This is a genomic window from Nonomuraea sp. NPDC051191, from assembly GCF_044455665.1.
Classification (GTDB): domain Bacteria; phylum Actinomycetota; class Actinomycetes; order Streptosporangiales; family Streptosporangiaceae; genus Nonomuraea.
The window spans coordinates 79,473-97,355 of sequence record NZ_JBITEZ010000025.1; the positions used below are offsets into that span (position 1 = coordinate 79,473).

General features: G+C 73.5%; 19 protein-coding genes. 9 read left to right on the top strand and 10 right to left on the bottom strand.

The features are described from left to right. The first annotated feature begins 7 nt into the window (after positions 1–7). Both ACIA8R_RS47300 and ACIA8R_RS47305 read left to right on the top strand, forming a co-directional pair. Entirely contained in the window at positions 8–850 is an 843-nt protein-coding gene (locus ACIA8R_RS47300; protein ID WP_397044461.1) for a GNAT family N-acetyltransferase, read from the top strand. A gap of 144 nt (positions 851–994) precedes the next feature. Further along, the gene (locus tag ACIA8R_RS47305) at positions 995–1,588 is read left to right on the top strand and encodes a PepSY domain-containing protein (RefSeq protein ID WP_397044463.1); all 594 of its coding nucleotides are present in this window, start codon (positions 995–997) and stop codon (positions 1,586–1,588) included. 262 nt (positions 1,589–1,850) lie between these two features. Here the strand turns inward: ACIA8R_RS47305 and ACIA8R_RS47310 are convergent, their stop codons facing one another. Beyond that, complete coding sequence (locus tag ACIA8R_RS47310) at positions 1,851–2,183, bottom strand: YnfA family protein (protein ID WP_357695470.1); 333 nt, start codon at positions 2,181–2,183, stop codon at positions 1,851–1,853. 5 nt (positions 2,184–2,188) lie between these two features. Further along, positions 2,189–2,620 carry a MerR family transcriptional regulator gene (locus ACIA8R_RS47315; protein ID WP_397044465.1) on the bottom strand — a complete coding sequence of 144 codons (432 nt, stop codon included), beginning with the start codon at positions 2,618–2,620 and terminating at the stop codon, positions 2,189–2,191. A 210-nt stretch (positions 2,621–2,830) separates the two neighbouring features. On the opposite strand from ACIA8R_RS47315, the gene ACIA8R_RS47320 reads away from it, so the two are divergent. Beyond that, positions 2,831–2,977 carry a hypothetical protein gene (locus ACIA8R_RS47320; RefSeq protein WP_397044467.1) on the top strand — a complete coding sequence of 49 codons (147 nt, stop codon included), beginning with the start codon at positions 2,831–2,833 and terminating at the stop codon, positions 2,975–2,977. Positions 2,978–3,216: 239 nt separating this feature from the next. Next, entirely contained in the window at positions 3,217–4,452 is a 1,236-nt protein-coding gene (gene nhaA, locus ACIA8R_RS47325; protein ID WP_397044469.1) for a Na+/H+ antiporter NhaA, read from the top strand. Positions 4,453–4,512: 60 nt separating this feature from the next. Here the strand turns inward: nhaA and ACIA8R_RS47330 are convergent, their stop codons facing one another. Then, positions 4,513–5,469, bottom strand: a complete 957-nt coding sequence (locus ACIA8R_RS47330) for a helix-turn-helix transcriptional regulator (protein WP_397044471.1) — start codon at positions 5,467–5,469, stop codon at positions 4,513–4,515. Positions 5,470–5,541: 72 nt separating this feature from the next. Between ACIA8R_RS47330 and ACIA8R_RS47335 the strand changes: the two genes are divergently transcribed. Together ACIA8R_RS47335 and ACIA8R_RS47340 are read left to right on the top strand one after the other, a co-directional pair. Further along, entirely contained in the window at positions 5,542–6,300 is a 759-nt protein-coding gene (locus tag ACIA8R_RS47335) for a DinB family protein (RefSeq protein ID WP_397044473.1), read from the top strand. Between the two features lies 1 nt (position 6,301). Continuing rightward, positions 6,302–6,982, top strand: a complete 681-nt coding sequence (locus ACIA8R_RS47340; protein WP_397044475.1) for an alpha/beta fold hydrolase — start codon at positions 6,302–6,304, stop codon at positions 6,980–6,982. Positions 6,983–6,996: 14 nt separating this feature from the next. Here the strand turns inward: ACIA8R_RS47340 and ACIA8R_RS47345 are convergent, their stop codons facing one another. Continuing rightward, entirely contained in the window at positions 6,997–8,268 is a 1,272-nt protein-coding gene (locus tag ACIA8R_RS47345) for an alkaline phosphatase (protein ID WP_397044477.1), read from the bottom strand. A 219-nt stretch (positions 8,269–8,487) separates the two neighbouring features. Here ACIA8R_RS47345 and pstS point away from each other — a divergent pair, with 219 nt between their 5' ends. Beyond that, positions 8,488–9,564, top strand: coding sequence for a phosphate ABC transporter substrate-binding protein PstS (gene pstS, locus ACIA8R_RS47350; protein WP_364096747.1), 1,077 nt, complete (start codon positions 8,488–8,490; stop codon positions 9,562–9,564). 113 nt (positions 9,565–9,677) lie between these two features. Continuing rightward, positions 9,678–10,637, top strand: a complete 960-nt coding sequence (gene ppk2, locus ACIA8R_RS47355) for a polyphosphate kinase 2 (protein WP_357695488.1) — start codon at positions 9,678–9,680, stop codon at positions 10,635–10,637. Between the two features lie 77 nt (positions 10,638–10,714). On the opposite strand, the gene ACIA8R_RS47360 is transcribed toward ppk2, so the two are convergent. Continuing rightward, the gene (locus ACIA8R_RS47360) at positions 10,715–11,212 is read right to left on the bottom strand and encodes a CAP family protein (RefSeq protein ID WP_357695490.1); all 498 of its coding nucleotides are present in this window, start codon (positions 11,210–11,212) and stop codon (positions 10,715–10,717) included. Positions 11,213–11,429: 217 nt separating this feature from the next. On the opposite strand from ACIA8R_RS47360, the gene ACIA8R_RS47365 reads away from it, so the two are divergent. Beyond that, entirely contained in the window at positions 11,430–12,578 is a 1,149-nt protein-coding gene (locus tag ACIA8R_RS47365) for an enolase C-terminal domain-like protein (RefSeq protein ID WP_364096742.1), read from the top strand. A 48-nt stretch (positions 12,579–12,626) separates the two neighbouring features. On the opposite strand, the gene ACIA8R_RS47370 is transcribed toward ACIA8R_RS47365, so the two are convergent. Genes ACIA8R_RS47370 through ACIA8R_RS47390 form a run of 5 tightly spaced genes read right to left on the bottom strand, consistent with a single transcriptional unit; the run spans position 12,627 to position 17,855 of the window. After that, complete coding sequence (locus tag ACIA8R_RS47370) at positions 12,627–13,631, bottom strand: dihydrodipicolinate synthase family protein (protein ID WP_397044480.1); 1,005 nt, start codon at positions 13,629–13,631, stop codon at positions 12,627–12,629. Between the two features lies 1 nt (position 13,632). Then, positions 13,633–14,658 carry an NAD-dependent epimerase/dehydratase family protein gene (locus tag ACIA8R_RS47375; RefSeq protein ID WP_397044482.1) on the bottom strand — a complete coding sequence of 342 codons (1,026 nt, stop codon included), beginning with the start codon at positions 14,656–14,658 and terminating at the stop codon, positions 13,633–13,635. Continuing rightward, on the bottom strand, positions 14,645–16,084 hold the full coding sequence (locus ACIA8R_RS47380) for a beta-N-acetylhexosaminidase (protein ID WP_397044484.1): 1,440 nt from the start codon (positions 16,082–16,084) through the stop codon (positions 14,645–14,647). Before ACIA8R_RS47380 ends, ACIA8R_RS47375 begins: the two co-directional genes overlap by 14 nt. Further along, positions 16,081–16,851: a sugar phosphate isomerase/epimerase family protein gene (locus ACIA8R_RS47385; RefSeq protein WP_357695500.1), complete on the bottom strand. Its 771-nt coding sequence runs from the start codon at positions 16,849–16,851 to the stop codon at positions 16,081–16,083. The genes ACIA8R_RS47380 and ACIA8R_RS47385 overlap by 4 nt, the downstream gene beginning before the upstream one ends. After that, entirely contained in the window at positions 16,848–17,855 is a 1,008-nt protein-coding gene (locus tag ACIA8R_RS47390) for a Gfo/Idh/MocA family protein (protein ID WP_397044486.1), read from the bottom strand. Before ACIA8R_RS47390 ends, ACIA8R_RS47385 begins: the two co-directional genes overlap by 4 nt. Between the last annotated feature and the right edge of the window lie 28 nt (positions 17,856–17,883).

Here is a 17,883-nt window from a genome sequence, read left to right on the forward strand (position 1 = left end):
GACCGCAGTGACCACCATCGAATGGGCCGAGCTGTCCGCCGCGCACCTGCCGGCGATCACCGCCCTGGCCGGCAGGTGCGCGGCGCGCGACGGTGGGCTCCCGGCGACCGCGTCGCCGTCCTTCCTGGAACGCAGGTACACCGGGGGCCCGGCGGTGGGCGCGTTCGCGGAAGGCGAGCTGGTGGCCTGCGGGGCGGTGCGGCCGGTGGGCGAGACGACGGCGGCGACCGGCCTGGTCGACCCCGGCCACCGCGGCCGCGGGCTCGGGTCCGGCCTGCTCGACCGGCTGGCCGTGAAGCCGGGGGCCGGGCGGCTGGAGACCGAGTCGCTGACCCCGCAGGCGCACGCGCTGTTCCTGGCGCGCGGGTTCCGTCAGGCGTTCGCCGAGGACGTCTTCCGGCGCGACCTGACCGTGCCGTTGCCGTCCGTGCCGATGCCGCCGGAGGTGGCGGTCGAGGAGTGGTCCCCGGACAGCGAAGGGGCCTTCTACCAGGCGTACGCGGCGTCCTTCGCGGATCGTCCCGGCTTTCCCGGGTGGTCGCGGGAGCAGTGGGTCGACTGGCTGGTGGACGACGGGTTCCTGCCGGGCTGCTCGCTGGTGGCGCGTGAAGCGGGCGTCGCCGTCGGCTTCGTGACGTGCGCGGACGAGTTCCTGGTCCAGGTGGGCGCCGTGCCCGGGTGGCGGCGGCGCGGGCTGGCGCGGGCACTGGCCGTCGCGGCGCTCGGCCGTATGCGTGACGGCGGGGCCGTCCAGGTCTTCCTGGACGTCAACGTCAACAACCCGGCCTCTGCCGCCCTCTTCCAAGGTCTCGGGTTCGAGAAGATCGCTCGCCGCGCCCGCTACGAGTAGGCCCCTCTCAGCCGGGCGTGGCGGTCGTGAGGCTCCGATGCGGGCCTTAACCGGACGTTAGGGTTCTCGCAGTTCGTCGCTATCGTGCCGGCGGCCACTGTGGGAGGCGTCAGGACGACGACCACGCAACGGAGGGTTTTCCGCATGCGCAAGCCTATGATCATCGCTGGACTGGCCACGGCCACCGTGCTCGCCGCGGGCGCCGGCACGGCCTTCGCCACCGCCTCCACCCCCACATCCGGCCCCACATCCGGCCCCACGTCCGGCCCCACGTCCGGCCCCACGTCCGCCGCCACGTCGGCCCCGGCTCCGGCGGTCCCCCAGGAGCAGGCCGAGAAGACGGCGCTGGAGAAGGTGCCGGGCGGCAAGGTCACCTCGGCCGAGCTGGAGAACGAGGACGAGGGCCAGGTCTGGGAGATCGACATCGACGCCGCCGACGGCATCGAGCACGAGATCACCGTGGACGCCACCAAGGGCACCGTCCTCGCCGAGGAAACGGACGACGACGCCGACGACCACGCCGACGATCGCACGGACGCCCAGCAGGGCGACCAGAAGAACGCCCAGACCGCCGACAGCGACGACGAGGCCGAGGACGACCAGGCGGACGACCAGGCGGAGGACCAGGCGGGCGACCAGAACGACGACCACGGCGGCGACAAGGCCGGCGCCAAGAGCGACGACCAGGGCGACGACCAGGGCAGCGACCAGGGCGACGACCACGGCGACGACGACTGAGGGACACCCGCCTGGCGGTAGCCCCCGACCGGGGTGCCGTCAGGGAGCGCGCGAGTCTGGAGGCGGCATCGACACCGGTGCCGCCTCCAGGCGCGTCGGGGGCCGGTCAGACGGTGGCGCTGACGCCGATGTCGTGAAAGCGGCCCAGGAGGCCCGCACCAGCGAGCGCGGCGGCCATCACACCGGCGAACACGGGCTCTCCGGGGGGCGACGGGCTGAGCGGGGCAAGGTCTCGGGCGACGGCCCGGGTGCGAGGCGAGGGTCAGGTGCGAGGGGCGTACATGATGACGAGGACGCCGACCAGGCAGATCAGGGCGCCGATGACGTCCCAGCGGTCGGGACGGAAGCCGTCGGCGACCATGCCCCACACCAGGGACCCGGCGACGAAGACGCCGCCGTACGCGGCCAGGATGCGGCCGAAGTTGGCGTCCGGCTGGAGGGTGGCGACGAAGCCGTAGAGGCCGAGGGCGACGACGCCGCCGCCGATCCACAGCAGGCCGCGTTGCTCGCGCACACCCTGCCAGATCAGCCACGCGCCGCCGATCTCGGCGAGCGCGGCCAAGGCGAACAGCAGCAGTGAGCGGATCATCGTCATGACGGTCAGTACATCGTATCCGCGAGGGCGGTGGCGGGGAGGGGGCAGTCGGGGCAGGTGCAGCCGGTCAGGCTGTCGCAGCCGGCGGCGACCACCTGGGTCAGCGACTCCCGGACGGTGGTCAGGTCCGCGATCTTCGCGTCGATCTCGTCGATCTTTGCCTGGGCCTGGGCGCGCAGGTCGGGCGTGGGGTGGCGGCGGCCGGTGTCGATCAGGGCGGCGACCTCGTCCAGGGTGAAGCCGAGCCGCTGGGCGGCCTTGATCACGGTGAGCAGGGCGACGGTCCCGGGCGGGTACGCGCGGTGCCCGCCCGGGCTGCGCCGCGGCTCGGCGAGCAGGCCGCGGCGCTCGTAGTACCGCAGGGTCTGGATGTTGACCCCGGCCTGCTCGGCGACCTGCCCGCTGCGCAGGTACGGCTCCTCCGGCTCGGGGCTCACGCGTGCCGCCCGGCGGCTCTGGGCTGGAGAGCGTCCAGGACGTCGGTGTGCCGCGTGCATGTGGACGGCGTCCGGTCCTGGGAACCCTGGTGAAGGGGGAGGCCTGTGGTCATGTCATGACGGTAACCCCGTACCTGGGTACCGGATTCAAGGGGCGGCGGGAACTTGTAGGGTGGTAGGGGGATAGGGCCGGACAAATGGGAGGCAAGGGTGCGCGAGTTCCGCTCCTGCCTTCACTTCGCCCGCGAGTGGCACGCCCGCCCGCTGCGTCCGCTGGAGTTCCGTCCGGTCGGCACGAACGGCTATGTCAGCACGTGGGGCGTGATCCCGGGCATCCGCCCGCCGCAGGCCCACTGAGAGCCCTCCGCCAGGCGGCGGCCCGCACAGCCGGAGACCGCTGAAAGCCGCGCACCACGCAAAGGCCTGCGCGGCGCCCTGCAAGCCCTCCATCAAGCGAAACGCCGCACAGCGGCCGGAAGTGCTGCGCCGTGCGGAGGCTTCGCCGTGCGGCTGAAGGTTGTGTGAAGGTTCCGCATGGCTGGGGGCGGTGTAGTCGTTGGCCCGAATTGTTCTTATTGTTCTGGAGTTCTTCCTTCATGTCGCGGATCATCACCGCCCTCCGCTCCGACGCGGTCGGCGGCGTGCTGCTCATCGTCGCCGCCCTGGCCGCGCTGGCCTGGGCCAACTCGCCTCTCGCCGACTCCTACGAGGCCCTGCGCACGTGGTCGTTCGGCCCGTCCGGGCTGGACCTGCGGCTGAGCGCGCAGGCGTGGGCCGCCGACGGGCTGCTGGCGGTGTTCTTCTTCATTGTCGGCAACGAGCTCAAGCAGGAGCTCGTGCACGGCGAGCTGCGCGACCCGCGCCGCGCCGCGCTGCCCGTCGTGGCCGCGCTCGGCGGTGTGGTGATCCCCGCGCTGTTGTTCCTGGCGGTGAACGTCGCCGCGCCGGGAGAGGCGGTCAACGGCTGGGGGGTGCCGATGGCCACCGACATCGCCTTCGCGCTCGCCGTCCTGGCCGTCGTGGGCCGCGGCCTGCCCACGCCGCTGCGGACGTTCCTGCTGACGCTGGCGACCGTGGACGACGTGTGCGCGGTCGTCGTCATCGCCGTCGGCTACACCTCGGGCCTCAATCTCGCCGCCCTGGCCGGAGCCACCGCCGGGCTGTGCGTGTGGGCGTACCTGCAGCACGGGCGGGGCCGCGCGGTCACCGCCGTGCGCCGCGCGCTGCCCGCGTGGCTGCTGTACGGGCCGCTCGCCGTGCTGATCTGGGCGCTGACGCACGCCTGCGGGGTGCACGCGACCATCGCCGGCGTGGCGATGGGCCTGCTGATGCGCACCCGGCCGCGCGCCGGCGAGCAGGAGCCGCCCTCCCAGCGCGCCGAGCACGCGCTGCGGCCGTTCTGCGCCGGGGTGGTGCTGCCGGTGTTCGCGCTGCTGTCGGCCGGGATCTCCCTGTCGGGGGCGGACGGCTTCTGGGCGGGGACCGTGACCTGGGGCGTGCTGGCCGGGCTGGTGGCGGGGAAGCCGCTGGGCATCGTCGGCGCGGCGTGGCTCACCGCGCGCCTCACCAGCGCCCACCTCAACCCGCGGCTGAGCTGGAGCGACATCGCCGGTGTGGGCGTCCTGGGCGGGATCGGGTTCACCGTCTCGCTGCTGATCGCCGAGCTCTCCTACACCGGCCCGGCGCACCTGACCCAGGCCAAGGGCGCGATCCTGCTGGCCTCGGCGGCGGCGTCCGTGCTGGCCGCCCTGATCCTCGGCGCCCGCGGCCGCCGACGCCGGGCGGCCGCAGGCGGGCTGACCGGACAGGCCGGAGGCGCGTTGACCGGATAGGCCGGAGGCGCGTTGACCGGAGTGGCCGGAGGCGGGCTGACCTGGGCAGGACGGAACGGGTTAACCGGACAGCGCGGCGGTGAGGCGGGCCGCCAGGGTCGCGACCGCCGCGCGCAGCTCGGGCCCGCCCTCGACGCGGAAGGCGAACGGCACGGCCGGCAACCACTCCTGGGCGTACATGGCCGGGTTGCCCGTGCTCCCGACCAGCACGCAGCCCTCCCCGTACGGTTCGAGCCGCCCCATGGGCGGGCGGACCCAGGGCGCGACCTCGGCCAGGGGCGCGTCGAAGACCACGCGGGTGGAGTACGCCCATCCGGTGCCCAGGTTCTCCTCCAGCGCCGCCACCGGGTCGAGGCCGTCGGGCGGCCGGAAGCCGAGGGTGCCCTGACGTACGGTTCGGACGCGGTCCACCCGGTAGGTGCGGATCGCGCCGGCGCGGTGGGAGTGGCACAGCAGGTACCAGCGCCCGTACCGGACGACGACCGCCCAGGGATCGACCTCGGCCTCCCACTCCTTGCCCGACCCGCTGCGATAGGTGATGTGCACCCGCCGCCGGGCCGCGGACGCGGCGACGAGCGCGCTGGTCACGGCGATGCCGGGACGGGCCGCGTACCGGTCGGGGGCGGCGGAGGCGTGCTCGCGCAGCGCGGCGGCCTGCCGTCCGACGCCTTCCGGCAGGGCCCGGATGACCTTGGACAGGGCGGCGCCCACCAGGTCGTCGGCGTCGGCGGCGGCTGGCTGGCCGTCGAGCACCGCCATGACCAGGCCGAGCGCCTCGGGCTCGGTGAAGGCGACCGGCGGCAGTCTGGTGCCGCGCCCGAGCCGGTAGCCGCCGTAGGGGCCTCTGGCCGACTCGACGGGGATGCCCGCCTCCCGCAGGATCCCGACGTACCGGCGGGCGGCGCGTTCGGTCACGCCCAGGGACGCGGCCAGCTCGCCGGCCGTCACGCCCGGACGCCGCTGAAGGACCTCCAGGGCGCGCAGGGCCCGCGCGGTGGGGCTGAGTTCGGCCGGCATCCGAGCAGACTAGAACGGTCAGGGCGAGATCCGGAAGTAGAACGTCCGGAACACCCCCTAACGTGGGCCGCCATGACCGACTTCCAGGAAGACGTGCACGTCGAAGGCGTGCACCTGCGGAAGGCCACCTTCGCGCGGGTGGGCCTCCATGACGCCCGCGTACGCGCGGCCGACCTGTCCGGCCTGCGGCTGAGCGGCGTCGAGCTCGTCGACGTGGAGATCAGCGGCGAGCTGCGGAACGTCGTGGTGAACGGCGTGGACATCGTCCCCCTCGTCGAGGCCGAGCTGAACCGCCGCATGCCCGAGCGCGCCCGGATGCGCCCCGAGGACCCCGAGGGGTTCGCCGAGGCGTGGGCGATCCTGCGACGGCTGTGGGCGGGCACCCTCGCCCGCGCCGCGACGTTCCCGGAGGCGCGGCTGCACCGGAGCGTCGACGGCGAATGGGCCTTCATCCAGACGCTGCGGCACCTCAACTTCGCCTCGGCCGCCTGGGTCGGCCGGATGATCGTGGGCGACGTCTCGCCGTGGCACCCGCTCGACCTGCCCTGGGACGAGGCGCCCGGCTGGGACGGCGTCCCGTGGGACCGCGAGGCACAGCCCTCGCTGGAGGAGGTGCTGGCGGTCCGCCGCGCCCGTCAGGCGATGGTCGGCCAGGTCGTCGCCTCGCTCACGGCCGAGCGGCTCGCCGCGGACGTCACCCGCGACGAGCCCGGCTGGCCGCGGCTGACCGGATTCCCCCTCAAGGAGTGCCTGTACATCGTCCTGCACGAGGAATGGGAACACCGGCTCTACGCGGAACGCGACCTGAACGCACTACAGAAAGAGGACTGACATGGACATCCTGCTCATCGGCGGCCTGTGGCTCGACGCCTCCGCCTGGGACGAGGTGGCGTCCGCGATCGAGGCGCTCGGCCACCGTCCCGTGCCGGTCGCGCTCCCCGGCCAGGGGGACGGAGCCGCCCCGGCCACGCTCGCCGACCAGGTGGCCGCGGTGCTCACCGCCGTGGACGCGGCGCACGGCAGGCCCCTGGTGGCCGGTCATTCCGCGGCCTGCACCCTGGCCTGGCTGGCCGCCGACGCGCGGCCGGACAAGGTGGGCAAGGTCGCCTTCATCGGTGGTTTCCCCGCCGCCGACGGCGCCGCCTACGCCGACTTCTTCGAGATCGCGGACGGCGTCATGCCGTTCCCCGGGTGGGAGCCGTTCGAGGGGCCGGACGCGGCCGACCTCGACGAGGAGGCTCGGCGGAGCTTCGCCGCCGCCGCGGTCCCCGTCCCGGAGGGGGTGGCCAAGGGCGTGGTGCGGCTGACGGACGAGCGGCGGTTCGAGGTGCCGGCCGTTGTCGTGTGCCCGGAGTTCACCCCCGCCCAGGCGCGGGAGTGGATCGACGGGGGCGACGTCCCCGAGCTGGCCCGGGTCAAGCACCTCGACCTCGTCGACCTCGACTCGGGGCACTGGCCCATGATCACCGAGCCGGCCGCCCTGGCCCGGCTCCTGACCGAGGCGGCCGGCTGAACTCTCGCCGGGGGTCAGTGGCGTGAGGTGAGGATCTGGGAGAGGACCTCGTGCACGTGGGTGTTGGGGTGCTTGCCGGTGAACTGCTCGGCCAGCGGGCCCACGGCGGTCACGGGGACGTCGGCGCCGGTGTGGCCGCCGGTGGTCCAGTCCATGACGAACTGCAGCTTGCTGCCCTTGACGGGGAACGGGCCGTCCTCGGTCGAGGGGGCGGTGCCGCTCTCGTCGCCGGTGGAGGTGTCCTCGACGGTCAGGCCGCCGCACTCGTGGTCGCCGGTGATGACCAGCAGCGTGTCGGGGTTGGCGTCCACGTAGGCGCGGGCGACCTTGACGGCGTTCTCCAGCGACTCCAGCGCCTGAAGGGTGCGCGGGGCGTTGTTCTCGTGCGCGAACTCGTCGATGCCCTCCTCCTCGACCAGCAGGAAGAAGCCCTTCTTGTTGGTGGAGAGGGTGTCGAGCGCCTTCTTGGTCATGGTGGCCAGGTCGACGGCGGGGGAGTAGACGTCGCCCTCGCCCTCGGCGCGCTGCTGGAACATCTCCTCGTTGCCGAACAGGCCGAGCAGCTTGCCGCGGCGGGCGGAGTCGAGCTGCTGGGCGTTGGAGACGTACTGGTAGCCGTCGGCCTTCGCCTGGTCGACGAGGTTGCCCTTGGTGCCCTTGCTGGCCTCGGTCGGGTCCTCGGCGGGCTTGTCGGGCCAGGCGCCGGGGGTGCCGGCGGGCAGCCACCAGTCCTCGCCGCCGCCCAGGATGACGTCCGGCTTGCTCACGGCCAGGTACTGGCGGGCGATCTCGTCCTGGGCCGAGCGGTTGGCGGTCTGGGCGAAGAACGCGGCGGGGCTGGCGTCGGTGACCTGGGCGGTGGTGACCAGCCCGGTGGACTTGCCGGCCTGCTTGGCCTGCTGCCCGAGGGTGGGCAGCGGCTTGCCGTCCACGTCGACGCTGATGGCGCCGTTGTAGGTCTTGACGCCGGTGGCCCAGGCGGTGGCGGCCGCGGCGGAGTCGGTGATGGCCGTCTTGGGGTCGTGCGGGCTGGTGGTGAGCTGGCCGGAGACCGGGAGCTGGTCCATGGTGAGCTGGCCGTCGAGGCCGGCCAGGTAGAGGCGGGCGGCCTCGCGATGGGCGGCCGCCATCCCGTCGCCGTTGATGAAGATCACGCTACGGGCGCGGCCCCTGCCACTGCTGGACGCGTCGGCGGACAGGACCGGGCTGACGGCGACGACCGCGAGAGCGGCGGCGAGCGCGGTGGTGGCCGAGGCGGTCAGGCGCCGCTTGGACGAGGAATGCATGACGCCCCCATATGGAACGAATCGGGCAGAGAAGTACTTTGCGGGACACGATCCTGTACGTCTCGCCGGACATCTTTCCGTCCAAGTGATGTCCATGCGGTGAACATGTCCGAGCCGTACGGGACGGCCGGCCGGCTTGGCGACACGGTAACCGTTCATGTCCGAGGGCTTGACCCCGGGATGACGCGTCCGGACGCGACCAGTTCATAGCCTGGTGCAATGGCAAGGCTGACATGGACGGCCAAGTCGGTCCTGGTCACCGTGCTCGTGCTGGTCGCCGGGGCCGCCGCCGCGGCCGGGGCCGTGTTCCTGAGCATGAGCAGCGAGGACGGTTCCGCCCCCGAGCCGGTCGTCGCGTGGCTGCGGGGCTCGGGCTCGACCTCGCAGAAGGGCGCCATGGACGCCTGGATCGGCGAGTTCCACCGCGTCCACCCCGAACTGCGCGTCACCTACGAACCCAACGGCTCCGACCGCGGCATCGAGGACTTCATCGCGGGACGCAGCGCGTTCGCCGGTTCGGACGTGCCGATGACCCCGTGGGAGCAGGCGCGCGCCGACCGGCGGTGCGGCGGCCCGGCCGAGCACCTGCCGATGGTCGTCTCCCCGGTCGCGGTGGCCTACAACGTGGCCGCCGTGCCCGCCCTGCGCCTGTCGCCCGCGACCCTGACCGGAATCTTCACCGGGCGCATCACCAAGTGGAACGCCCGCGAGATCGCCGCCGACAACCCCGGCGAGGGCCTGCCGGGCACCCGCATCCACGTCTTCCACCGCTCCGGCCAGTCCGGCACCACGCAGAACCTGACCGAGTTCCTGCGGGCGACCGGCGGCTGGCCGCACCAGCCGTCCAGGACGTGGACCGGCGTCGGCCAGGGCGTGACCAGCTCCAGCGGGATGACGCAGGTCCTCCAGCACACCGGGGACTCGATCGGGTACGTCGAGTACGGCTTCGCCAGCAGCGCCCTGCTGAACACCGCGGACGTGCGCAACGCCGCCGGCCAGTTCGTCACGCTGTCGCCCGAGAGCGCCAGCAAGGCCCTTCAGGGCGCCACGGTCGCGAACCTCCCGAACGGGCTGGTGCTGTCCTTCGACCACCTGCGGGCGGTCCCCGGCGCCTACCCGATCGTCCAGGTCACGTACGAGATCATCTGCGCGGGCCGGGCGGACCCGCTGGTGCGCACCTTCCTCGACTACACCGCCGGCGACGCCGGCCAGTCCTACCTGGCCCTGTACGGCTACGCCCCCCTGCCGCACGACCTGCTCGCCCAGGTGCGCGGACGCCTGGGGGCCACGAGCTGAACGGGCCGCCGCCTCGGGGCGAATTCCAGGAGTGGCGGGCGCCGGCACGATTAGCCCGCCCGCGTCCGGTGAAGAGAGGATGCCATGAACGCGAACATCCGGTCGCGGGCCGCATGACCGGTCCGGACGACGAGCATCCCACGGTCCTCGCCCCCCTGGCGGCCGCGGAGCACAGCGAACTGCTCGACACCACCCCCGGGTTGTGGGTGGACGACAGCGACGACGACGATCCGGTGCTGGTGCGCGCCGACGGCCGTCCGGTCGACACCTGGCGGCAGCACTATCCCTACGACGAGCGCCTGTCCCGGGAGACGTACGAGCGGGACAAGCGGCTGCTGCAGATCGAGCTGCTCAAGCTCCAGTACTGGATCAAGGGCACCGGCCGCCGGCTGGTGGTGCTGTTCGAGGGGCGCGACGCGGCCGGCAAGGGCGGCACGATCAAACGTTTCATGGAGCACCTCAACCCGCGTGGGGCCACGGTGGTCGCGCTGGAGAAGCCGAGCGAGCGCGAGCGCGGCCAGTGGTACTTCCAGCGGTACATCGCCCACCTGCCGGCCAACGGGGAGATCGTGCTGTTCGACCGCTCCTGGTACAACCGGGCGGGGGTCGAGCGGGTCATGGGCTTCTGCGACGTGCACGAGTACCTGGAGTTCATGGAACAGGTGCCCCGGCTGGAGAACCTGCTGGTGGACTCGGGGCTGCACCTGGTCAAGCTCTGGTTCTCGGTCTCGCGGGCCGAGCAGCGCACCCGGTTCATCATCCGTCAGGTGGACCCCGTACGGCAGTGGAAGTTGTCGCCGATGGACCTGGCCTCTCTCCGCAAATGGGACGAGTACACCCAGGCCAAGGAGGACATGTTCCTGCACACCGACACCGAGTCGGCGCCCTGGACGGTCATCAAGAGCAACGACAAGAAACGCGCCCGGCTGGAGGCGATGCGCCACGTGCTCAGTCTCTTCGACTACGACGAGAAGGACGCCGAGGTCGTCGGCGTGCCCGACCCGCGCATCGTGATCTCGGCGGGGGACATCTTCGACGAGGATCACGTCGCCTACCAGGGCACCGACCCGTGACCGCCGGCCGCCCGCCGCGGCCGGCGGCCCGTGGTCAGGGGGCCCTCGCCGCCCCCTGACCGGTTGGGGGCGCGTCGTCAGGCGGGCAGGACGTTCTGGGGGAACTCGCCCTCGTAGTTGCCCGGGTTCTCGAAGACGAACACGATGTAGGTCTCGAACCCGTCGGGGCCCTGGCCCGCGACGCGGGCCGCGCCGACCCTCCTGGTGTCCTTCCAGACGAGCTGGCTGAAGTGGCCGGTCCTGGCCGGGTCGCCGGGCGGGTTGGCCCAGTTGTAGTCCGCGATCTCGTCGTACCAGGCGGTCACCGCGTCGGCGGCGGTCTTCGGCGTGGTGCCGGAGGTCATGCCCCAGAAGATGTTCTCGCCCGTGGTGTCGCGCAGGCCGTCGTGGCCGGCCGACAGCTTCGCGTACTCGGAGCGGGAGGACGCGCGCTCCTTGGCGTACGCGACGAGCTTGGCGTCCATCTCCATGGGGGGCGCGTGGTGCTTGGCGCGGTAGGCGTTGGCCTCGTTCAGTGCCTCGGCCAGGAAGCTGTCGCTGGTCGCGTCCGGAAGGGCGGGACGGGTTCCGGCCATCTCGATCACCTCGTCGTGAACGGGAGAAGTGGGGACCACCGAAGCCTGCGCCCGCGCCGGGCGCCGGTCAACGTCCGGATGCGGCCACGGGCCCGGGGGGAAAGGGCCCTCGCATTTGCCGCATGAATTCCTGCCATTGATTCGTGAATCATTTCCGACGTGCTAGATTCGGGAGGCTTAAATGCTCGGGTAAGCATGAATTCCTGCCCATTGGAGAATGATGAAATCGCTGGTCGTCGAACGTATCGATATATTCGTCGTGGAATTGCCGTCCATCCGTTCGTTCAGCATTTCAGGAGGAAACGTCACCACCGAGGGGCGGCCCGCCGAGCGGGTTCTCGTCAAGGTGACGGCGGGCGGGGTGACCGGCTGGGGCGAGGCCACCCCGACGCCCGCCTGGACGTACGAGACCGTGGAGACGATCTCGACGACGATCGCCGGCTACCTGGCCCCCGCCCTTCTCGGCCGCCCCGCCTGGGACCTGGACGGCGCCTGCGCGGCCTACGAGAAGGTGATCAACCGCGGGCTGACGATCGGGTCGCCCATCGCCAAGTCCGCGCTCGACATCGCACTGCACGACCTGCTCGGCCGGGCCCTCGGCGTGCCCGTCGGCGTGCTGTGGGGCCAGCGCCGTCTCGACCGGATCACGCTGGGCTGGATCGTGGCCGGTCAGACGCCCGGTGAGGTGCGGCAGGCGGTCGAGGAGGGGCGGGCGGAGGGCTACCGGGCGTTCAAGGTCAAAGTCGGCCTGCATGACGAGGCGACGGACCTGGCCGTCGTCGCGGCCGTCAGGGAGGCGGCCCCCGACGCGCCCCTGTGGGTCGACGCCAACCAGGGCTACACCGTGGACGGCGCGCTGCGCATGGCACGACGGCTCGCCGACTTCGACGTGACGGCTTTCGAGCAGCCGTTGCCCGCCAACGACGTCACCGGGCTGCGCCGCCTGCGCGACCACAGCCCGCTCCCGGTCGCGCTGGACGAGAGCCTGCGCCACCCCTCCGACCTGGCCACGTTCGTCAAGCTCGACGCCGTCGACATCGCCATCGCCAAGGTGCAGCGGTCGGGCGGGCTGACGTTGTCGCGCCGGCTCTGCCAGTTCGCCGAGGACGCCGGGCTGCGCATCATGGGCTCGGGGCTGACGGACACCGACCTGGGGTTCGCCGCCTCGCTGCACCTGTTCGCGGCCTTCGGCGTGGACACCCCGGTAGACCTCAACGGCCGTCAGTTCGTGCGCTCGGCGTACGTCGGCGGCCGGACGGTGGAGGTCTCGGACGGGACGGCCCTGGTGCCCACCGGCCCCGGCCTCGGCGTCGAGGTGGACGAGGACGCCGTCCGCGCCCTGTCCACGGCTCACTGGTCCGTCTGACGCGCGGAATCCGGGGCCGGGACGCGTGTCCCGGCCCCGGACGGCGTCTCAGCGCAGCCAGTCGTCCAGGTGCGCGGCGACGAACTCGTCGTCCACCAGCCACGGATAGGCCGCGCTCACCCGCGCGATCTCCGCCGCCTGCCCCGGCGACAGCCCCTCACCCGGGTCCAGGCACCAGGTCCCGGCCAGCAGGCCCTGGCGGCGCAGCACCTCGTGCACCCCGGCGATGCAGCCGTGGAACCCGCCCGCCACGTCGAACACCGCGCCGTTGGCGTCGGTGAGGTCGCCGGCGCGGGCCAGCAGGGAACGCAGGACCTCGTCGTCCCCCGCCCACGCCCGGCGGACCTCCTCGAACATGAGCACCGCCGCCCGCGTCCACACCGCCCACTGGCCGAGCAGCCCGCCGACGATCCGGCGGCCCGCGACGGGGGCGAGCAGGTCGGCCAGGATGTTGTCGTCGTTGCCGGTGTAGAGCGCGAGGTCGTCGCGGCCCGACGCCGCCACCGCCCTGACCACGTCCACCGTGCGATACCGGTCGAAGGGCGCCATCTTGATCGCCACCACCGACTCCTGCTCGCTCAGCGACCTCCAGAACGACGGGCCGAGCCGCCGCCCGCCCACCGCCTCCTGCAGGTAGAAGCCGATCACCGGCAGCACCTCGCCGACCGCTCTGGCCCGCGCCAGCAGCTCCGGCTCGCCCGCCCCGGGCACCTGGGGCGACAGCAGCACGGCGTGGTAGCCCAGCGAGGCCGCGAGCTCCGCCTCCGCCACGGCCTGGGCGGTGTCGCCGCACGCGCCCGCGACCATGACGAACGGCCGCCCCGCCTCCTCGCCCACGACCTCGGCGGCGAGCTCCAGCACCGGCCGCAGCAGCCCGGCCCGGCGGATCTCGAACTGCGTCGTGTGCACCGCCACGGCCGCGCCGCCCGCGCCCGAGGCCAGGTAGTAGCGGGTGAGCGCGCGCTGGCGGCGCTCGTCCAGGGCGCGCCCGGCGGTCAGCGCCAGCGGATGGGCGGGGATGACCGTCCCCTCCCGCAGCAGGCCGATCGACATCTCAGAACCTCCCGTCGCGTACCGCGAACTTGGTCGGCTTGCCCGACAGGGGCAGCCCGCGCGACAGCCAGGCGGCCTGCCACGCGATCAGGGTGTCCAGCGGCACGTCCGGGTAGCCGAACAGGCCGTGGCAGCGCGAGGCGTCGTTGAGCAGCGCGGTGCCGCTCTCGACGCCGGTGAAGGACGCCCGCGTCCCCATCGCGGCGGCCAGCCGGGCCGCCGTGCGGCGCACCGAGGCGGTCTCCGGGCCGGTCAGGTTCAGGACGAACGCCTCCGGGGCGCGTGCGTGGCGCAACGACCGCAGCGCGACCTCGTTCGCGTACCCCTGCCACACGACGTTGACGTGCCCGGTGGTGAGGTCGACCGGCTCGTCCGCCGCCACGGTGGCCGCGAGGTCGGCCAGCACGCCGTAGCGCAGGTCCACGGCGTAGTTCAGGCGCAGGATCGCGACCCTGGCGCCGTACGCGGCGGCGGCGTGCTCGAAGACGCGTTCCCGGCCGAGGCAGCTCATCGCGTACTCGCCCACCGGGTCCGGCCGGTCCTCCTCCGCGCTGCCGCCGCCGGCCACGTCCACCAGCGGGTACACGTTGCCGGTGGAGAACACCGCGATCGCGGAGTCGCGGTAGCGCCGGGCCACGGCGGCCGGCAGCGCCGCGTTGACCGCCCACGCCTGGTACGGCGCCGCCGACGTGCCGAACTTGGCGCCCGCCATGAACACGACGTTGGCCGCGTCGGGCAGCCCGGCCAGGTCGCCGCCCGACATCAGGTCGTGGGCCACCACCTCGACCCCCTCGTCGGCCAGCGCGCGCGCCGCCCGGGCGTCCGACCAGCGGGACACCGCGTACACACGGGCCGAGCCGCGGCCCGCCGCCTCCAGGGCGCGCCGGGCCAGCCGGACCAGGCTCGGCCCCATCTTGCCGCCCGCGCCGAGCACGACGAGGTCGCCGTCCAGCCCGGCGACGTCGGCGGTCAGCGCGGCCGACGGGGTGGACAGCCGGTCCTCCAGCTCCTGCTCAGAGGTGAACACGGGCGGCTCCTTCGGGTCGCCGGTAGGCCACGCCCAGCCGGTCCAGCAGAGGTAGGTGGTCGGCCAGCCGCCGGGTGAAGCCGTCCAGGTCGCGGCCCGCCGACCAGGCCGCCTCGGCCACGGCGCACAGGCGCGGGAAGGCGTTGTAGTCGAAGCGTTCCCTGGTGGGCAGGTACTCGCCCCACAGCTGGGCCTGCATGCCGAGGACGGACTCGCCGGCGTCGTAGCCGTAGACCGTCTCCAGGGGGAGCGGCCCGGCGATGCTGACCGGCTCGCCCGGGGCGTCGGACTCGGCGTAGTCGAGGTAGGTGTGCGTGTGCGGCGCGGCGACCACGTCGTGCCCGGCGCGCAGGGCCGCCTCGACCCGGTCCACGCCCCGCCAGGCCATGATCACCATGTCCTCGGGCGGGTCGTGGTCGAGCATGTCGTCCCAGGCCACCGCGCGGCGGCCGAGCCCGCGCAGGTGATCGGCGAGCAGCCGGCCCCACCAGCCGAGCAGGGCCCGCGGCCCGTCGAGCCCGGCCTCGGCGACCCGCCGCGCGGCCTCGGAGTCGGCCGCCCACTCCTCGCCGCGCACCTCGTCCCCGCCGATGTGCACGTACCTGGACGGGAACACGTCGCACAGCTCGTCGAGCACGTCGCGGGCGAACCCGGCGGCCCGGTCGCCCACGTTGAGCACGTGCGAGGAGATGCCCCACTCCGTACGCACCCGGACGGGCGTCCCGGAGGAGTGGCCCAGCCACGGGAGGGCGGCGATGGCGGCCTGCGAGTGGCCGGGGAACTCGATCTCGGGGACCACGGTCACCCCGCGCGCCGCCGCGTACTCCACCAGGTCGCGCAGCTCCCGCTGGGTGTAGAAGCCGCCGTGCGGGGTGCCGTCGGACCGGCCCTCGCGGGCGTGCCCGGCGGGCGACCCGGCGCGGCGGGACCCGACCTCGGTCAGCCGCGGGTGCCCGCGCACCTCGAACCGCCAGCCCTGGTCGTCGGTCAGGTGCAGGTGCAGCACGTTGAACTTGTGCAGCGCCAGCAGGTCGACGTACGAGCGCAGGAAGGACACCGGGCGCCACCAGCGGGCCACGTCGATCATCACGCCGCGCCAGGCGTACCTGGGCACGTCGCGCACGGTCCCGCAGGGCACGCCGTCCGGGCCGTCGAGCTGGCGCAACGTCTGCACGCCCCAGCGCAGCCCGGCGACGTCCGCCGCGGAGATCACGGCCCGTTCCGGGGTGACGGCCAGGGTGTAGCCCTCCGCGCCGAGCGACGGGTCGGACACCAGGCGCAGCTCGATCCCGCCGGAGGCGTCGCCGCCCGCGGCCGGGCCGAGCAGCTCCCTGGCCAGGGCGGCGTGCGGCCCGCGTACGGGCGCGCGCACGCCCGGCTGGAACGTTCCCTCCTCCGGACGCGCCGAGGCGGCCAGGGGGATCATCGTCCCAGCACCGTTCGGAAGGCGGCCAGGGCCTCGCCGACGGGCGCCGCGTCGGGGTACCAGGCGCGTTCCCACTCCAGCGCCAGGAAGCCCGCGTACCCGATCCGGTCCAGCTCGGCCAGCACGGCGGGCACGCCCACCGCGCCCTTGCCCGGCAGCACGGGCGCGAGGTCGGCGGGCGAGGCGGCGTCCTTGATCTGCACGTGCCGCAGGTACGGCGCCAGCGCGTCCGCCGTGGCCGCGGCGCTCTCGCCCGCCCGCCACGGGTTGACCACGTCCCACAGCGCGCCGACGCGCGGCGAGCCGACCCCGGCCAGCACCCCGGCGATCGCCTCGCCCGTCAGGAACACGTCGTGCGTCTCCAGCAGCACGTCCACGCCGTTGTCGGGGAGCCGCCCGGCCACGTCCGCGAGCCTCCGAGTCGCGGTGGCGGCCGGGTCGTCCTGCCCTTCGACGCCGCCGAAGACCCGCACGTACGGCGAGCCGAGCGCCTCGGCGATCTCGACGTGGCGCAGCACCTCGGCCACCGGGTCGCCGTCCGGCCGGGCCACGCGGGTGTAGGAGCACACGGCGACGATCCCGATCCCGGCCGCGGCGAACGTCCGGGCGATCGAGCGCAGCTCGGCGTCGGGGGTGTCCGGCGCGACGATCTCACCTTCGGCGCAGCGCAGCTCGACGGCGGCGCAGCCGTACCGGGCGGCGGTGGCGACGACCTCCTCGGCCGGTGCGCCCGGCATGCCGAGCGTGCTGAACGCGAGCGGGTTCATGACTGTCCCTTCACTGTGACGGTGGAACCCCGGCGGGCGGACTCGTAGACGGCCAGGGCGACGTCGAGGACCGACAGGGCGTACTCGGGGGTGACCTCGGGGGCGGTCCGGCCGGCGCAGGCCCGCGCGAAGTCGGCGAGCTGCGCGGCGAAGGCGGTGGCCATCTCGCCGATGCCGGGCGCGGCGACCTGGGTGGCGACGCCGCCCCGGAAGGACCAGACGCCCTCGCCGCGGCTGATGCGCACCGCGCCCTCGCCGCACACGATCTCCGCCTCGTCGGTGAACGGCAGGCCGGTGCCGGTGACGGAGATCGTCGAACGGGTGCCGTCGGCGTGCCGGGCCAGGGCGACCGCCTCGGTCTCCACCGACCCGCCGGCGGGCCCGGCGACGTGCGCGGTCACCTCGACGATCGGCGAGCCGACGAGCATCTGGAGCTTGTCGATGCTGTGCGTGCCGACGTTGAGCACGATGCCGCCGCCGGCCATGTCGGCGTCGAGGAACCAGCGGGGGCGCGAGGGGTCGGCGTAGTCGGCGGTGCGCCGTTCGGCGGCCACCACGACCTGGCCGAGCTCGCCGGAGGAGAGGAAGCCGGCCGCCGCGCGCAGCATCGGCACGAAGCGCAGGACGTGCCCGACCGCGAACACGACGCCGGCCGCCCGGCACGCCTCGATCATGCGGACGGCGTCCTCGCGCGTGGTGGCGATCGGCTTCTCCACGAGCACGTGCAGCCCGGCCGCGGCGGCGTCGAGGGTGATCGGGGCGTGCAGGGCGTGCGGCACGGTGATCACGACCGCGTCGAGGCCGCCCGCGTCGAGCATCGCCCGGTGGTCGGTGAAGACGCGGGCGCCGGCTTCGGCGGCCAGCTTCTCGGCCGCCTCGGCCCGCACGTCGCACACCGCGGCGACCTTCACCTGCCCGGCGCTCTGGCGGGCGGCGGCCACGTGGAACTCCGCGATGGTGCCCGCGCCGATGACGCCCAGGCGCAGCCCGGATGTTGTGGTCACGATTTCCTTTCCGAATCGGACGAAGGGC

Coding starts and splice junctions, on each gene's coding strand:
- ACIA8R_RS47330 (WP_397044471.1), bottom strand. CDS start 5,469: ATGCCGGCCGAACTCAGCCCCACCGCGCGGGCCCTGCGCGCCCTGGAG.
- ppk2 (WP_357695488.1), top strand. CDS start 9,678: ATGACCGGTCCGGACGACGAGCATCCCACGGTCCTCGCCCCCCTGGCG.
- ACIA8R_RS47385 (WP_357695500.1), bottom strand. CDS start 16,851: ATGAACCCGCTCGCGTTCAGCACGCTCGGCATGCCGGGCGCACCGGCC.
- ACIA8R_RS47340 (WP_397044475.1), top strand. CDS start 6,302: ATGGACATCCTGCTCATCGGCGGCCTGTGGCTCGACGCCTCCGCCTGG.
- pstS (WP_364096747.1), top strand. CDS start 8,488: ATGGCAAGGCTGACATGGACGGCCAAGTCGGTCCTGGTCACCGTGCTC.
- ACIA8R_RS47310 (WP_357695470.1), bottom strand. CDS start 2,183: ATGACGATGATCCGCTCACTGCTGCTGTTCGCCTTGGCCGCGCTCGCC.
- ACIA8R_RS47380 (WP_397044484.1), bottom strand. CDS start 16,084: ATGATCCCCCTGGCCGCCTCGGCGCGTCCGGAGGAGGGAACGTTCCAG.
- nhaA (WP_397044469.1), top strand. CDS start 3,217: ATGTCGCGGATCATCACCGCCCTCCGCTCCGACGCGGTCGGCGGCGTG.
- ACIA8R_RS47305 (WP_397044463.1), top strand. CDS start 995: ATGCGCAAGCCTATGATCATCGCTGGACTGGCCACGGCCACCGTGCTC.
- ACIA8R_RS47365 (WP_364096742.1), top strand. CDS start 11,430: ATGATGAAATCGCTGGTCGTCGAACGTATCGATATATTCGTCGTGGAA.
- ACIA8R_RS47345 (WP_397044477.1), bottom strand. CDS start 8,268: ATGCATTCCTCGTCCAAGCGGCGCCTGACCGCCTCGGCCACCACCGCG.
- ACIA8R_RS47335 (WP_397044473.1), top strand. CDS start 5,542: ATGACCGACTTCCAGGAAGACGTGCACGTCGAAGGCGTGCACCTGCGG.
- ACIA8R_RS47360 (WP_357695490.1), bottom strand. CDS start 11,212: ATGGCCGGAACCCGTCCCGCCCTTCCGGACGCGACCAGCGACAGCTTC.
- ACIA8R_RS47370 (WP_397044480.1), bottom strand. CDS start 13,631: ATGTCGATCGGCCTGCTGCGGGAGGGGACGGTCATCCCCGCCCATCCG.